This window comes from Onishia taeanensis (assembly GCF_900100755.1).
GTDB lineage: Bacteria > Pseudomonadota > Gammaproteobacteria > Pseudomonadales > Halomonadaceae > Onishia > Onishia taeanensis.
Map to the genome: position 1 here is coordinate 79666 of NZ_FNCI01000005.1, position 15849 is coordinate 95514.

15 protein-coding genes are annotated in these 15849 nt (G+C 58.2%); 10 read left to right on the forward strand and 5 right to left on the reverse strand.

Translation table 11 applies throughout. The annotated features are described in order from the left end of the window. Nucleotides 1-77: 77 nt before the first annotated feature. The 3 genes from BLR71_RS08945 to argC all read right to left on the reverse strand — a co-directional run bounded on the left by BLR71_RS08945 (nucleotide 78) and on the right by argC (nucleotide 2555). Nucleotides 78-842 carry a transporter substrate-binding domain-containing protein gene (locus BLR71_RS08945; RefSeq protein ID WP_092525240.1) on the reverse strand — a complete coding sequence of 255 codons (765 nt, stop codon included), beginning with the start codon at nucleotides 840-842 and terminating at the stop codon, nucleotides 78-80. A 104-nt stretch (nucleotides 843-946) separates the two neighbouring features. Continuing rightward, the gene (erpA, locus tag BLR71_RS08950) at nucleotides 947-1309 is read right to left on the reverse strand and encodes an iron-sulfur cluster insertion protein ErpA (RefSeq protein WP_092525242.1); all 363 of its coding nucleotides are present in this window, start codon (nucleotides 1307-1309) and stop codon (nucleotides 947-949) included. Between the two features lie 211 nt (nucleotides 1310-1520). Next, nucleotides 1521-2555 (reverse strand): N-acetyl-gamma-glutamyl-phosphate reductase, encoded by a 1035-nt coding sequence (gene argC / locus BLR71_RS08955; protein WP_092525244.1) that lies wholly within the window; start codon nucleotides 2553-2555, stop codon nucleotides 1521-1523. Nucleotides 2556-2692: 137 nt separating this feature from the next. On the opposite strand from argC, the gene BLR71_RS08960 reads away from it, so the two are divergent. The 10 genes from BLR71_RS08960 to BLR71_RS09005 all read left to right on the forward strand — a co-directional run bounded on the left by BLR71_RS08960 (nucleotide 2693) and on the right by BLR71_RS09005 (nucleotide 12981). Next, nucleotides 2693-4444 (forward strand): chloride channel protein, encoded by a 1752-nt coding sequence (locus tag BLR71_RS08960; RefSeq protein ID WP_092525246.1) that lies wholly within the window; start codon nucleotides 2693-2695, stop codon nucleotides 4442-4444. A 52-nt stretch (nucleotides 4445-4496) separates the two neighbouring features. Beyond that, nucleotides 4497-4928 carry a protoporphyrinogen oxidase HemJ gene (gene hemJ, locus BLR71_RS08965; protein WP_092525248.1) on the forward strand — a complete coding sequence of 144 codons (432 nt, stop codon included), beginning with the start codon at nucleotides 4497-4499 and terminating at the stop codon, nucleotides 4926-4928. Continuing rightward, complete coding sequence (gene thiD, locus BLR71_RS08970; RefSeq protein WP_092525250.1) at nucleotides 4928-5779, forward strand: bifunctional hydroxymethylpyrimidine kinase/phosphomethylpyrimidine kinase; 852 nt, start codon at nucleotides 4928-4930, stop codon at nucleotides 5777-5779. The genes hemJ and thiD overlap by 1 nt, the downstream gene beginning before the upstream one ends. Before the next feature lie 2 nt (nucleotides 5780-5781). Next, a complete protein-coding gene (gene thiE / locus BLR71_RS08975) occupies nucleotides 5782-6444 on the forward strand; it encodes a thiamine phosphate synthase (protein ID WP_092525252.1) in 663 nt (220 codons plus the stop codon). 81 nt (nucleotides 6445-6525) lie between these two features. Next, complete coding sequence (gene hemL / locus BLR71_RS08980) at nucleotides 6526-7815, forward strand: glutamate-1-semialdehyde 2,1-aminomutase (protein ID WP_092525254.1); 1290 nt, start codon at nucleotides 6526-6528, stop codon at nucleotides 7813-7815. 12 nt (nucleotides 7816-7827) lie between these two features. Then, the gene (locus tag BLR71_RS08985) at nucleotides 7828-9396 is read left to right on the forward strand and encodes a bifunctional aminoglycoside phosphotransferase/ATP-binding protein (protein WP_092525256.1); all 1569 of its coding nucleotides are present in this window, start codon (nucleotides 7828-7830) and stop codon (nucleotides 9394-9396) included. A gap of 479 nt (nucleotides 9397-9875) precedes the next feature. Then, a complete protein-coding gene (locus BLR71_RS08990) occupies nucleotides 9876-10970 on the forward strand; it encodes a hypothetical protein (RefSeq protein ID WP_139172584.1) in 1095 nt (364 codons plus the stop codon). Nucleotides 10971-11096: 126 nt separating this feature from the next. Continuing rightward, entirely contained in the window at nucleotides 11097-11501 is a 405-nt protein-coding gene (locus tag BLR71_RS08995) for a hypothetical protein (protein ID WP_092525260.1), read from the forward strand. A 46-nt stretch (nucleotides 11502-11547) separates the two neighbouring features. Beyond that, the gene (locus tag BLR71_RS09000; RefSeq protein WP_245696390.1) at nucleotides 11548-12249 is read left to right on the forward strand and encodes a C39 family peptidase; all 702 of its coding nucleotides are present in this window, start codon (nucleotides 11548-11550) and stop codon (nucleotides 12247-12249) included. 78 nt (nucleotides 12250-12327) lie between these two features. After that, the gene (locus BLR71_RS09005) at nucleotides 12328-12981 is read left to right on the forward strand and encodes a hypothetical protein (RefSeq protein WP_092525263.1); all 654 of its coding nucleotides are present in this window, start codon (nucleotides 12328-12330) and stop codon (nucleotides 12979-12981) included. Between the two features lie 89 nt (nucleotides 12982-13070). Here the strand turns inward: BLR71_RS09005 and BLR71_RS09010 are convergent, their stop codons facing one another. Both BLR71_RS09010 and BLR71_RS09015 read right to left on the reverse strand, forming a co-directional pair. Beyond that, the gene (locus BLR71_RS09010) at nucleotides 13071-14147 is read right to left on the reverse strand and encodes a hypothetical protein (RefSeq protein ID WP_092525264.1); all 1077 of its coding nucleotides are present in this window, start codon (nucleotides 14145-14147) and stop codon (nucleotides 13071-13073) included. A 212-nt stretch (nucleotides 14148-14359) separates the two neighbouring features. Then, the gene (locus tag BLR71_RS09015) at nucleotides 14360-15796 is read right to left on the reverse strand and encodes a sigma-54 interaction domain-containing protein (RefSeq protein ID WP_245696391.1); all 1437 of its coding nucleotides are present in this window, start codon (nucleotides 15794-15796) and stop codon (nucleotides 14360-14362) included. Nucleotides 15797-15849: the final 53 nt, after the last annotated feature.

Sequence of the window (15849 nt, forward strand, 5' to 3'; positions counted from 1 at the left end):
CTAGTGACTCGACCCCCTGCGACTGAGCCATGTCCAGTCGTTCGCAAACGCTTCAGACACGGCGACAGCTGGCCGCGTTATTCGGCGCTACCAAACCACTTTTCGTGGATATCGTCGTAGGTGCCGTCTTCACGCATGGCGGCGAGGGCCTCGTTGACGGGCTCGACCCACTCGCTGCCCTTGACGAGGGCGATGCCGTACTGCTGGCCTTCGTAGAGCGGTCCCACGACCTTGGCACGGCCTTCGCCGCGGGTCTTGGAGAAGTAGCCGACGTTGGGCGCGTCATAGAAGACGGCATCGACGCTGCCGCCGAGCAGTGCCATGTACATGTCGGAGCTGCCCGGATAGGGCGTGATGGTGGCCTCGTCACCGAGGTTTTCAGTGAGGAAGTCGTAGCTGGTCGAACCGATCTTGGTGCCGATGGTCTTGCCGGCCAGGTCGTCGATGTTGCTGATGCTGTCGTCGTTGGCGGCGACCATGATGCGCAGGCCGCTATCGTAGTAGGGGTCGGAGAAGTCGACGATCTCGCTGCGCTCGTTGGTGATGGTGATACCGGCAATGGCGATATCCACGTTACCGGTCTGGATCGCCGGGATGATGCCGTTGAAGTCCATGGTGTTGAGGTTGATATCGAAGCCGGCGCGATCGGCGACTTCGTTGATGATGTCGATATCGAAACCGACCATCTGGCCGGAGTCAGTATCCATCATCTCGAAGGGGACGAAACTCGGGTCGGTGACCACATCGAGGGTCGGCTGGTCGGCAGCACTGGCGAGGGTGGACATGCCAAGGCCGAGGGCAAGAGCGGACAGCAGAGAGGCTTTTTTATGCAGTGTTGACATGAGGTTCCCCGTTTGGAAATTTTGTTTACGGAACACGCCTTTAACAATGGCGAGTTCCCGGGGAAGCGTCAAGTTGAAGAAAAAAGCGCCATTTTGACGGTGTTTTACACCATGAAGGAGGCGCCGCAGCCGCAGGTGCTGGTGGCGTTGGGGTTCTGAATCACGAAGCGTGCGCCAGCCAGGCCTTCTTCGTAGTCGACCGTGGAACCGACAAGGTATTGATAGGACAGCGGATCGACGATCATGGCGACGTCGTCAAAGGCGATCAGGGTGTCGTCTTCGCTGGCATCATCGGCAAAATCGAAACCGTACTGAAAGCCCGAGCAGCCACCGCCGGTGACATAGACACGCAGCTTCAATGCGGCGTTGCCCTCTTCGGCGATCAGCCCGCGCAGGCGCTGTTGGGCGCTGGGGGACAGCTGCATCGGCTTGACGGACCCGGGGTCGAAAGATTCGGCACCGCTCATGGAGATTCTCCCGCGGTTGATGGAATGGGGTTCATGCAGTGATTATCCCCAATCCCCAGCAAAAGGGTCAACTTTTGCTGGGCTAAGCCGTAGCCAGGTCACCTGCGAAGGCGCTGTAAACCCATCCCTGGGCGCTACCTCTGCCATCCATGGCAGAGGACCTTCGCTGTGACCTAGCTCCGGCACCCTTGGGAATAGGCGAAGAGGGACGTCAGGGCATCAACGCCGGGGCGTTAAGGCCTGCCATCTCATCGAAGCCGAACATCAGGTTGAGGTTCTGGATGGCCTGGCCGGAGGCGCCCTTGACCAGGTTGTCGATCACGGAGAGCACCACCACGGTGTCGCCGCCGCCGGGACGATGCACGGCCAGCCGGCAAATGTCGCTGCCTTTGACGCTGCGGGTCTCCGGATGACTGCCGGCGGGCATGACATCAACAGCGGGTTCGTCCTTGAAGCGGTCTTCAAACAGCGCCTGCAGGTCGCCCGGTTCCTGCGTCAGCCGCCCGAAGAGCGTGGCGTGGATGCCGCGAATCATCGGTGTCAGATGAGGCACGAAGGTCAGGCCTACCGGTTTCTTGGCCGCGCGACCAAGGCCCTGGCGGATCTCGGGCAGGTGGCGGTGACCGCTGGCGCCATAGGCCTTCATGGATTCGCTGGCCTCGGCCAGCAGTGAGCCAACCTTGGCGCCTCTTCCGGCGCCGGTGACGCCTGACTTGCAGTCGGCGATCACATGCTCGATGTCGATCAGGCCGCTCTCGAGCAGTGGCAGCAGCCCTAGCTGCACGGCGGTCGGGTAGCAGCCCGGTACCGCGATCAGGCGTGCTTTGCGGATGGCCTCGCGATTGACTTCGGGCAGTCCGTAGACGGCCTCCTCGAGCAGCGCCGGGGCGCCGTGGGGCTGACCGTACCACTGCGCCCATTCCTCGGCGTCTTCCAGACGGAAGTCGGCGGATAGGTCGATCACGCGGGTGCCGCGCTCGAGTAGGTCGCCGGCCAGTGCATGAGCAACGCCGTGCGGGGTGGCGAAGAATACCGCATCACAGCGGCCCAGCAGTTCGGCGTCCGGGGCGGTGAAGGCCAGCCCCGGATAGTGACCGCGCAGATTGGGATAGAGCTCGTCCACGGCGAGGCCCGCTTCGGAACGCGAGGTAATGGCCGCGACTTCGACCTGAGGATGCTGGGCCAGTAGCCGCAGCAGTTCTACGCCGGTATAGCCGGTGCCTCCGACAATGCCCACCTTGATCACGATGTCCCTCCTTAGGTGCCGGGTCGACCCTGATGGGGTCGAGTCTGAAGAGATGGTCCCGATATGATACACATGTCAGTCAATGACAGGTGGAATCCCGGCCCCGCCAAGGGCCCCTTGGTCAAGGACGCGCCAACGTGCCACGCCCTCATCTCCCCGATCTAAGTCTTGCGACCTTCCGGCGCAAACTGGCCAGCGTCGATGCCCTTCCCCAGCTGTGCGTGCTGGGAACGATCGCCGGGCTCGTTACCGGCAGCCTGATGGTCGGCTTTCAACTGCTGCTCGACCTGGGGGCGCTGGCCTTTATGCCCGGGGCCGATTCGGAGGACTTCGAGGGGCTGGCCCCTTGGTTTCGTGCGCTTCTTCCATTGGTCGCCGTGACGTTGATCGGCGTAGGGCTATGGCGCCAGCCGCCGGCTGCGCGCAAGCTCGGCGTCGGTCACGTGATCGAGCGTCTGACCTATCATCAGGGGCGATTTCCGCTGCGCAACTGGATCAACCAGTGGTGGGTTGGGGTGGCCTCAGTGCTCGGCGGGCTTTCCGCCGGCCGTGAGGGGCCGGCGATCCATCTCGGTGCGGCGGCGGTCAGTGGCATCGGCGAGCGTCTACGTTTGCCCCACAACAGCCTGCGGGTGCTGGTCGCCTGCGGCACGGCGGCGGGCATCTCTGCTTCCTTCAATACGCCGGTCGCCGGGGTCATCTTCGCCATGGAAGTGGTGATGATGGAGTACACCATCGCCGGCTTCATGCCGGTGATACTGGCCTCGAGCATGGGCGCGGTCGTCGCCCAACTGGTCTATTCCACCGAGCCGGCCTTCCAGAGCTCGAGCGTGTCGCTGGATTCCTGGTTCAACCTTTCCTGGATTCTGGTCAGCGCGCTGGTTATCGGCCTGCTGTCCGGTGGTTTCATTCGCCTGGCCAAGCTGACGACGGGCTTTGCGGCCTGGCCAGTCGCGGCGCGTTTGGCCGCGGTGGGGCTCGCCACCGGCCTGGTGGCCTGGTGGTACCCCGAGGTCCAGGGCATCGGCTACGACAGCTTGGCATCGATGTTGGACGGCGAGGTGGCGGTGAGCGTGCTGGTCGCCCTGGCGCTGGCCAAGCTGGGCCTGACTGCACTCACCGTGGCCAGTGGGATTCCCATCGGCATCATCGGCCCCGTGCTGGTGTGCGGTGCCGCGGCCGGAGGCCTTTGCGGCCTGCTTGGCCACTGGCTTTGGCCGGCGGCAGCGGCGGATCCGTCGTTGTTCGCCATGCTGGGCATGGCAGCGATGATGGGTGCGGTGTTGCAGGCGCCACTGGCGGCGCTGATGGCTCTGCTCGAGCTGACCCACAACCCCAATATCATCCTGCCCGGCATGCTGGCGGTGGTGATCTCCGGCCTTACCGCTCGTCGTTTGTGTCGCTGCGAGGGGTTCTTCATCAGCCTGACGCGACATGGTCTGCATCCGTTGCAGCAGCCGCTGGCGCAGGCGTTGTCACGGGTCTCGGTGCCGGCGGTGATGGAACGTAGCCTGGTCCGCAGCCAGCGGATGGTGAGCCGCGATGAGGCCGAGTCACTCTTGCATGCCAAGCCGGCCTGGGTGGTCATCGTGCGCTCCCGGGATGACAAGCCGACGCTGGCGCTCAAGGCCGCTGATCTGGCCAGGGTGCTGCTCGACGATGAGACCTGGGCGACTGAAGAGCAGATCGATCTGCTCGAAGTGCCCGGCCAGCGTCTGGACATGGCGGCGATTCACCTCGAGGCGACCCTCAGCGAGGCGTTGGATCGGCTCAACGAAGCGGGCGTCGATGCGCTCTACGTGGAAACCTCGATAGGGCCGATCAAGCGGCGCATTTCCGGTATCATCACTCGTGAGAGCATCGAGAACTACTATCGCTACACGCCGTGAGGGGGCGTGGCCCGGCGGGCCGCTACCCAGCAACGACCCATGAGGAGTGGTTATGTATTTATGGATTCAGGCCCTTCACCTGATCGCCGTGGTGACCTGGTTTGCAGCGCTGTTCTATCTGCCGCGTCTGTTCGTCTATCACGCCATGGCGCGGGATGCCGGGGATGAGCAGGCGATAGGTTACTTCACCACCATGGAACGCAAGCTGTATCGCGGCATCATGATGCCGTCGATGATCGCCGTGATCGTGCTGGGGGTGAGCATGTTGGCGATGGTACCGGGGCTGATGAGCCAGGGCTGGATGCACGCCAAGCTGACGCTGGTCGTGCTGCTGATCGGCTATCACCACGTGTGCCTGGCCTATATGAAGAAACTGGCTGCCGGCACCTGTCAGAAGTCTCACGTCTTCTTCCGCTGGTTCAATGAAGCGCCGGTCGTGGTGTTGATCCTTGTGGTGATCCTGGCGGTGGTCAAGCCATTTTGATGCCTGATGCCAACCACGAATACGGACTGCAGACCACTCGCCAACTGCCGGTGGTGTTGGTATTGGCCGGTCACGACCCCAGCGGCGGCGCTGGACTCACCGCGGATGCCGAGACCATCGGCGCCTGTGGTGTCTGGCCGCTGACCATTCCGACGGCGTTGACGGTCCAGAACAGTCGCGATGTCAGCGCCGTCATGCCCTGTCGCGGCGATGACATGCGCGCCATGGCGGCGGCTCTCGGCGAGTTTTCGGTGTCTGCGATCAAGGTGGGACTGGTGGCGGACCTCGAGAGCCTGGATGCGGTGGTCGATATCGTGCGCCGCTATCCCGGCGTGCCGGTGGTGGTCGACCCGGTGCTGCGTGCCGGCGGCGGGCGCGAGCTGAGCTCTGCTGAACTGATCGATGCCTTTCATGAGCGGCTGCTACCGCTTGTGGATATCCTGACCCCCAACCGGGCCGAGCTTGAACGACTCACCGATGCCTGCTGGCAGAACGATACCGATCGCGCCATCGCGCTGATGGCCGCAGGGTGCCAGGCGGTGCTGGTGACCGGCACCGATTCGCCGGCGGCGGGAAGCGCCGCCGACAAGGTTGTCCACACCCTGCATACGCCGGACAATGGTCGCCAATGGCAATGGCCGCGCCTGGCCGGCAACTTCCACGGCTCCGGCTGCACCCTGGCAGCGTCCCTGGCCGCTTACCTGGCGGCCGGCGAGAGCTTGATTCAAGCCTGCGAACTGGCCCAGGAATATACCTGGCAGACGCTACGACATGGCTGGCAACCGGTCGGTGGACAGGCGCTGCCCCGCCGCCTGTGGCGTCACCCTTGTTCTATTACCACTTCGGAGTGACCATGATTGAGCCTGAATGGACTCGCGGCCTTTATGCCATTACCGATGAGGCCCTGCTGTCGGATGATCAGCGCCTCTTCAGTGCCTGCGATGCGGCACTGCGCGGTGGCCTGGCACTGCTGCAATACCGCGACAAATCCGACGACGGCGAGAAGCGCTGGCGCCAGGCTAGCGAACTGGCGGCACGCTGTGCGGCCTTTGATGTTCCGTTGATCATCAACGATGACGTGGCGCTCGCCGCTCGCCTGCGCTCGGCCGGCCACCAGAGAGTCGGCGTACATCTCGGCCAGCAGGATGGCCACGTGGACGAAGCTCGCTATCGCCTGGGCCCCATGACGATCGTCGGTGTCACCTGCCATGGACGGCTGGAGCTTGCCGAGCGGGCTGCGGCCGAGGGGGCGTCTTATCTGGCCTTTGGACGCTTCTTTGCTTCGCGTACCAAACCTTCTGCGTCGCCGGCATCGCTATCGTTGCTCGGCGAGGCCAAGCGTTTCGGCCTGCCGAGGGTGGCGATTGGCGGCATCGCGGCCGATAACATCGCCACGGTGCGGCAAGCTGGCGCTGATCTAGTCGCCGCCGTGGACGCGATATTCGGTGGTGAAGATCCCGAGTCGCGTGTCAGTGAGCTTAACCGTCGTTTGGCCGCGCCAGCGCTAGATTCATAGCTTATCCACAGGGCACTCACCGATAGTTATCCGCAGTGTCCAGAGACTTATCCACAATATTCGCTGACCCGAGAGGCTTCCATGACCACCTCAGCAGAGCTCTTCGTACAGGCTTGTCGCCATATTCCGGGCGGCGTCAACTCGCCGGTTCGTGCCTTCAAGGGCATGGACCGTCCGCCGGTGTTCATCGAGCGTGCTCAGGGCGCCTATCTGCATGACGTCGAAGGCAAGCGCTATGTCGACTATGTGGGCTCCTGGGGGCCGATGATCACCGGGCATGCCGACCCGGATGTTCTAGGCGCGGTGCGTGATCGCCTCGAGATGGGGCTGTCCTTCGGTACCCCGACGGCCATCGAGACCCGCATGGCAGAACTGATCTGCGAGATCATGCCGTCCATCGATATGGTACGCATGACCAACTCGGGCACCGAGGCCACCATGTCGGCGATTCGTCTGGCGCGGGGCTATACCGGGCGTGACAAGATCGTGAAGTTTGAAGGCAACTACCATGGTCACTCCGACTCGCTGCTGGTCAAGGCCGGTTCCGGTGCTCTGACCCACGGCGTGCCGAGTTCACCGGGCGTGCCGGCGTCGCTTGCCGAGCACACCGTGACGCTGCCCTTCAACGATATCGATGCGGTGGAAGCCTGCTTCGAGGAAATCGGCGACGAAGTGGCCTGTATCATCGTCGAGCCGGTGGCCGGCAACATGAACTGCATTCCCCCGCAGGAGGGGTTCCTCGAGACGCTGCGCCAGGTCTGCGACCGGCATTCGAGCCTGCTGATCTTCGACGAGGTAATGACGGGGTTCCGGGTAGCCAAGGGGGGCGCACAGGCATATTTCGGGGTGACTCCCGATCTGACCTGCCTGGGCAAGATCGTCGGTGGTGGCATGCCGGTGGGTGCCTTCGGCGGCAAGCGAGAGGTGATGGAGCAGCTATCGCCCCTGGGGCCGGTCTACCAGGCTGGTACGCTGGCCGGTAACCCGCTGGCGATGGCGGCGGGCATTGCCCTGCTGACCAAGATTCAGGAGCCAGGCTTCCATGACGCCTTGTCCCAACGTGTCGAGACGCTCTGCGACGGCCTGCAGGCACGGGCCGATGCTGCCGGCATCGAAATGATCACTCAGCGGGCCGGCGGTATGTTCGGGCTGTTTTTCACCGCCCAGTCGCGGGTCGATAATTTCGCCCAGGCCACGGCTTGCGATGCCGAGGCATTCCGCCGCTTCTTCGCGTTGATGCTCGACGAGGGCATCTATCTGGCGCCCTCGGCCTATGAGGCCGGCTTCATGTCCAATGCCCACACGCCGGAAGACATTCAGGCGACCCTGGATGGCGCCGAGCGCGCCTTTGCCGCCATGAACGCAGCCTGAGGAGGCATCACGGTGAGCGATGTCCTGATCCAGGCCCTGCGCCAAGCGGCCTGCTATGACCATCCGGTAGGCGATATCGAGGTCCATGAGACGCATATCTCATGGGTCCTGCTGACCGGCGACTATGCCTACAAGATCAAGAAGCCGGTCGATTTCGGCAGCTTCTTGGATTTCTCGAGCCTCGAGAAACGCCAAGCGTTGTGTGAGCAGGAGGTGCGCCTCAACCGGCGCCTAGCGCCGAGTTTGTATCTGGATGTGGTGCCGATCTGCGGCTCGCCCGAGACGCCTCGCCTAGAGGGTGACGGTGCGCCTTTCGAGTACGCAGTGAAGATGCGCCAGTTCAGCAATCGTCATCTTTTCAGCAGCCTGCAGGCCGAAGGTGAGCTGTCGGTGGAGCTGCTCGACGATCTGATCGATCAACTGGTGGATTTTCACGAGCAGGCGGCAAGAGTCGAGGCGTCGAGCCCCCATGGCAGTGCCGATTCGACTCGCGAGATCATTGCTCGGGAATTCGAGCTGATCGGTGAGCGGCTGCCCGGTCATGACGATGGCGCGCGGCTGAAGGTGCTCCAGGAACGTGTCAACGAGATGGAAGCGCGGTTGGCGCTGGTGTTTGCCGATCGCCATCGCGAGGGGTTCGTGCGTGAGACGCATGGGGATATCCATCTGGGCAATGCGGTGCGTCATCAGGGCCGGGCGCTGTTGTTCGATGGTATCGAGTTCAATGATGCCCTGCGCTGGAACGACGTTGGCTGTGACTTGGCTTTCCTGTTGATGGATCTGGAGGCTCGCGGCGAGCTGATGTTGGCACGCCATGCGCTGAATCGTTACCTGGAGCTCTCCGGTGATTATGCGCTGGTGCGGGTACTGGACTACTACAAGATCTATCGTGCCCTGGTGCGCGCCAAGGTGGCCATGCTGCGCTATGCCGAACCCGGTCTAGCCGATGATGAGCGGGCGTCGCTATGGTCTGAGTATCAGCACCACCTTTCGCTGGCCGAGGGCTACAGCGAGTTCCGCTTCCCTTATTTGCTGATTGGCGTGGGGGTATCGGGTAGCGGCAAGAGCCGTTTCACCGGCGAGATGGTCAGGCGTTTGGGCGGCGTGCGTCTGCGCTCCGATGTCGAGCGCAAGCGCCTGTATGGATTCGCTCCACAGGCGGATAGCCGGCAAGAGGGTGTGGATATCTATACCCAGGACGCGACCGAGCGGACTTATCGGCACCTCGCGCGTATCAGCGGCATTCTGTTCGAAGCGGGGCTATCGGTGTGTATCGATGCGACCTGTCTGAAGCAAGCTCAGCGTTCATTGCTGGCGGATCAGGCCGAGGCTCGAGGACTGGCCGTGATGATCATCAGTTTCGAGGCCGACGAGGCGACCCTGAGGTCACGCATCGAGAAGCGGGCACGGTTGGGGGGCGACCCATCCGAGGCAAGCCTCTCGGTACTCGAGCGACAGCTTGAACACTTCGAGCCCTTCAGTGAGGAAGAGCGTCGCCACCTGGTCCACCTAGACACCACCGCCAAGAATGCCAGCGAAACGCTGGCAGAGCTGATTCATCAGCATATGAATCAGCTCTAGAGCGATCCTTCCCAAGAAGACGTCGTATGCTTGTTTACAAAAGTATACGACGTACTTCATGCCATTGTTTCCACTAGATTTTTCTCTCTCCTCTTGTGTTTTTTCGCTGTCTGGCCTGCCTGATGCGGTTTTTTGTATCATCAATGCATCATTGGTGATAAGACATTAATCTATTGAATTTAAAATAAAATTAACCGACCGCTAGGCGGTTTCAAGAAGTTTGTTTCAAGAACGAAACACTTTCACAGCCATCCGATGACCGCCTCGTGAAGCCATATTGCAGCACTCCCTCCTAGCGCTATTTTATTTCCTGATACTTACAGTGATTTACAAACCGTTTCACAATATCTGGCACGCATTATGCCCTGTGAATATCGACTGCGAATGAATGTCGCCAGCCACTGACCGCTACCGGTTCTTTGACGAGTCATGGTTCGCAGCGAGAAGCAAGGGATCATATCCAGAGTGGAGAAACGGCCATGAAGAATTATGTAATCGCAGGTACATCAATGCTCGCCTTGGTCATGGCGATTTCCGTTGCACATGCCGGCCCGAGTATGTCCGTGGGTGGTAGCAGCGGTAGCGCCAATGGGGGCAGCGGCTTCGGGATGGGATGGGGCGGCAGCTCCTCAGGCGGCGATGCTGACAACAGCATTGACCTGGACGATGACAACACCACTTCTGGCATGAATGCCGGCGCTGGTGGCACTGCTGGTGCTGGTGCGGGTTCCGGTACTGGCGGCGCTGGTGGCTCTACCGGCCGTGGTGGTGATGCCTGGTCCATGAGTGACTCCTACAACACGTCCACCAGCACGTCCACCAGCGTTGTCTCGCTGCAGGAAATGAGCTCTAGCGTGACTGGGGCTCGTATCAATGTCACCGGTGGTGCTGGGGCTGCTGGCGGCGCAGGCGCCTCTAGCGGAGATGCCGGTGCCATTAGCGTTGGCCTTGGTCTTGGCGGTTCGGGTGGCGATGGCAACGGTGGCAAGAGTGGTTATGCCGATGCCAACGGCGGCAACGGCGATGATGGCGGCGATGCCAATGGTCTTGGCCTGGGCCTGGGTCTTGGCGCAGGGGGTGAGGCTGGTTCAGGCGCCGGGTCCGGCTCCATGGCTGGCGGGCTAGCTTCGAACTACAACGACGACCTGGACGATGATAATACCCAGAGTACAGCGGCAAGCTCCACCTCATCATCCAGCGCAACCGCAGGCAACGCTACTGCCGGCGACGGCACTGGTGCCGGAACGGGTTCTGGTACAGGTACCGGTGGCGCAGGCGGTAACGGCGCTGCTGCAACTGCCTCTACTGGCAGCGGTGGGGCAGGCAACGGCGGTGGCGGCGGTGGCGGTACCGGGACTGGTGGAGCGGCAACGGCTGCTACCGGTAACGGCGGTGCTGGTGGCGCCGGTGGCGCCGGCGGAGCGGCTCTGCTGAGCACTGGTGCTGCCAGCGTCAGCGTTGCGGCCGGCAACTTCGGCGGTATCGCCAACATGAACGTCTCGACCGGGATCTACAACTCCCAGCTGGCCGGGACCAACGTGGCAGCGCACAGCAACGTCAGCATCGGCAACTAAGAGGTGGGTTCGGCCGGCATGACGTCGGAACGAACGCTTCTTGAGCAGTAACGGTTAACGGCTGGCGGGGCATGCTCCGCCAGCCCGTTGCTCATCCAGAGTCTTCTCAGCAAGGAGTGCCAGGCCATGTGCGCAGTTCGTGTTTCTTTGCCTCGGTACAAAGCAATTCTCATCGGTGTTGGTCTTGTTGCTGCTGCCGGTATAAGTCAATTGAGTTATGCCGATGCCTACCCTTCATCTTCCTCTAGCGGCTTCGATGAAAGCAATAGCCTGAATATGGAAGAAATGCAGCAAGCAAGAGGGCGGGAAGGCATTAACCTTACCAATGTACAGAGTATCCAGAACATTGATACTTCGGTAGACACGACTACTTTCAATGTTTCCGGGGATGTGGTGACCGGTAATGTCAATATCCAGCCAGGCTCCCTGAGTAGTTACAGCGGCGTGGGTGTATTCAACATCACAACCGGCAATGCCAATGCCGTGAGTGGTGCAGTCGGCATCAGTGTTTACATCGCCAACCCCCAGTGATGATTACGCCAGTGATTGGCAGCGATGATATTCAATGGGAGAAAGTATGATGTCGATGCTTGTACGGTCATCAGTGATAGCAGCCTTTTTGAGTTTAGTGGCTCAACCTGCCTTGGCAGGACAAGTAACGATTGCCAATCCCTTTGGTTCTTTCCAAGTCAAGGCTGAAAGTCTTAATGAACTACGTTGGGAGAATGTGGTGCGTCAGCAGTATGACTTCAGTTGTGGCTCAGCTGCCGTCGCGACACTGTTGACCTATCATTATGAGCGCCCGACTTCCGAAGCCGCCGTTTTCGAGTCAATGATAAAGCTGGGGGATGCGGAAAAGATCCGCACCTATGGTTTTTCCATGCTCGATATGAAGCAGTACCTAGACTCACAGGGTCTTAATTCTGATGGTTTTCGTGTGAAGCTAGATGACTTCATTGGGATTGGTTTGCCTGCGATTACCCTGATTAACACTGGGGGATACAAGCATTTCGTGGTGATCAAGGGAATGGATAACGGTAACGTGTTGGTCGGCGATCCAGCCGTTGGCACCGTGGTGGTTCCTAAAGATTATTTCGAAACATTATGGACAGGGACCGTGCTAGGTGCTCGAGAAGATATGCTGCTGGCACAGCAGTATTTCAATAACGATCGTGATTGGCAGGTAAGACCGGATTCTCCTCTAAAGCAAGGTATGCAGCGCTCGGCAATCGGTTCGGCGATGTTGCCTCTGCCGGGGCGCAATGAGCTGGGACGCTAGCGACCAACGCCTTTATTGGCTTTTTAACTGGGTCCCATACTACTGAGCAGCGGTTTATCACTACAGGAGTGGCAAACCATGGAAGCGTCAAGGAGCATCAAGAAGGGGGGCTATAGCAAGATGTATGGAACCACCCTGACTGCATTGATACTGGCAGGCCTTGTGTTGGTCCCTGCCACAGGAAAAGCAGATAGCTTGCTTCTGCGCGAAGCGGCGATGGCACCGCTTGATGAAGATATCTACACGCACGCCCATGCAGACACCATCCCCTTGGATGATATGGAAGAATTGCGTGGTGGTTTTTCGATTGGCGGTGTTGATGTGGATTTCGGTGCCACCTTGAAAACTAAAATTGATGGCATGGTTCGCATGCAGACCCAATTGGCGTTTAGCCAGGCCGGTATTAACGTCGTCTCGGAAGAAATCACTAACCTATCACCCAATGTCACCCGCATCAGTCCTAATGGTACGTCCGTTACTGAGGTTGCGCCGAAGACATTCAACCTGGCAGGGCTTTCGGATTTTTCCGGGGTAGCCTTTTCGGATGCTGGAAGTTTTACCGCAGCACTTCATAACATCACGCGCAATGCCATTATCAGTGCCGTCGTCAGCAATGGCTCAGGACAGAATATATCCCAGAGTATTGACGTTAGTGTGACGTTAAGAAATGCTGAAGCGCTTCAATCTTCACAGGCTCAGGCTGCCATCATGCGCTCGTTCAGGAATTTCTGATTTTCCATTTATTAAGTTGTTGATTATAAAAAAGGCCTTCATTTTGAAGGCCTTTTATTTTAACTATCTTCTCTTAACAAGCTAGTTCATCAGAATACATCAAAGCCAAAAGGAGCACGTAGCGTCAGTGTAGTGTCTGGGGCATCTTCCGTGACACCGAACTCAAGGTTCAAGCTCAGTGCGACATCGGGATCAAGCTGATATGACCATCCAAGTAGCATGGACCCGACATTTAGCGATGCAGCTGTTTGTGTGGTCGTGATGCCTGTATCGGGGTCAGTGAACTCTGTGTCAGTTTTCCCAATAAAATCGTTCTTGTAGCCTAACGTGAAGGAAGACTTCTGGTTGATGGAGTAGGCCATACCGAAACTTAAGCGAATGGCATCGCCGGGATCTACTTCACCAATAACGAAGTCTCCTATCCTTTCATTGACGTCATCCTTGATATTAAAAAGATAGCCGATGTTAGCGAAGTAAATGGCCGGATCTGACGGAAACAGGATAGTCAGGCTGGGCTCGATTGAATGGAAGCCTGAGCCTGTGGCCAGCTCGCGCTCGGTACCATCATCGGTACGATCTATCTCGAAGGGGCTCTTGCCCGTTGTTGACTTGTAGCGCAGGTTACCAACGTAGAAGGGACCGCCGTCGAGGTTACGGTTGAGCTGATAGTGTGCCGCGACTTCGATGTCACCCAAGCCATCGCCTGAGCGAGAGTTCGTCAGGTCAAAGGTGGGATTAACTTCTGCGATGGTCGTATTAACCGTATCCTCGCGATAGACATAGGGAACCTTGAGTTCGAGCTCCAGCCGGTTGGTCACCCCCAACCGACCGGTCAGCGACGTCGTCCAGGTATCGCGATCAACATCCTCTGCATTCAAGGCCCCCACCAGCAAGGTACTGAGGATTTCGACACCGCGGAATGTCAGCCGGTTGACACTGGAGTGCGAGTACTGAAATTCAGGCTCCAGGACGAACCGACCTCGGGGCGTCAGTACCCCTCCTATATCGGGAATTGACTGGATTTCAGGCTGGATCTCCTGCTCAGGAGGTGGTTGCCCAACCTGTTCCATGCTCTGGTCGTCAGACGTCTGAGCATATGCGGACCCAGCCACCATCACCGTTAACAAACTGGGTAAAAAAATCACCCGTTTCGTCATCTCATGCATCGCCGTCCCCTCACCTTCTAGCCCTTTTTACCCCTGCAACACCCTGCCCGCTTCCATGACCATGATGGATACTCGGTTGGTATGATGCGCCCGCTAATGATGTATGCTTATTTTCTTACATACCTCAAGCCAAGCTTAGCCCATCCATAGCCGGCCTCAAGGAATTTACGTCAAGGAAGAAAAAAATAGTGTAAATAATGAGTTATCTAACGCTATGGCGAAATCAGCTTTATCTCAGGGCCAGATTCAAAGGTGGCTTTTTGAGGGTGAGTCTCTTCGCTAGCATGACGAGAAAGGTGGTGCTTCTCCATCAAGCGGTATAGCGTTACACGGGAAACTCCTAGTTCTTTGGCTGCCTTTTGCACTTTATGCTTGTTCCTGACCAAGGCGGCATTGATGACTTCACGTTCGGCCATCTCACGAGCTCTTTCCAGGGTGAGTGGTTCACGCCAATCATGACTGCGCCTTTCTAACCCCAAGTCTTCCGGCGAGATCAAACGGTGCTCACACATCACCGTAGCGCGCCTCACGCGATTGATGAGCTCCCTAACATTGCCTGGCCATTGGTACTGCTGCATTACGGACCTGCTATCCTTGCTGAAGCCTCGAGCTCTCGTTTTAGCCTCACATGAAAACTTATCGAAGAAATAATCTGAGATAAGGCTAATATCCTCCCTGCGCTCTCTCAGGGGCGGAACCGAGATGGTCAGTACGTTTAATCGGTGATAAAGGTCCTCTCGGAACTTTCCTTCCTCGATGGCTTTGTTCAGGTCGACATGTGTTGCAGCTAACACTCTTACGTCGACAGATATTTCACCTGTATCACCAATGCGCTGTATTTTATGATCCTCTAGAAACCTTAGTAGGTTAACCTGCATTTCGAGCGGAAGGTCTCCTATCTCATCCAGGAAAAGTGTTCCCCCTTCCGTCGCCTCGATGCGACCAATCTTGCGTTTTACCGCCCCTGTAAAGGCCCCTTTTTCATGACCAAAAAGCTCGGATTGAATAAGATGTGTGGGCAAGGCACCACAATTCACGGCATTGAAAGGGCCATTTCTACGTGATGAAATTTCGTGAATGCTTCTTGCCGTCAGCTCTTTACCGGTACCGGACTCGCCATTGATGAACACGGGAGCATCGACTGCAGCGACTTTTTTGATATTACAATAGAGCCCTTGCATAGATGCCGTGTTACCTAGCATTTTTAACATGCTGCCGTGTTTTATGCCTTCGCGAGCGGATCGAGTCCTATTCATTTTCCTCAATACCGCTACTGCTTTACATCTAGCTAATGAAATAACGATGTCATCGATGGAATCTTGCTGCTCGTGAAATATATGAAGGTTGCGTAATATGAACGTTTCGAGCGCAAGGTTGCCCTGTAAAGAAGGTGAATATGATGTCAACCACCCCACCCACACCATCTCAGGGTGACAATTAATTGACTCTTCAATCTCGGTCAGTACATCCTCATCAGAGTTAAAAATAGGCATGAGCCCGACAGGTATTTTATTTTTCGTACTCTGAGACTTGAATTCCTGATCAGCTGATGAAATGCCAACCCAGCCTTTTTCTTCGAGAATATCAAGTTTTTCCTTGATGTATGTGGCACATTCATCGGGGAAAATGAAAAATTCAGGTGATTCCATTCGGTTCACCTTCACCTTTAAGATCGAGGGAATAACTATCTACCTGGGTTACT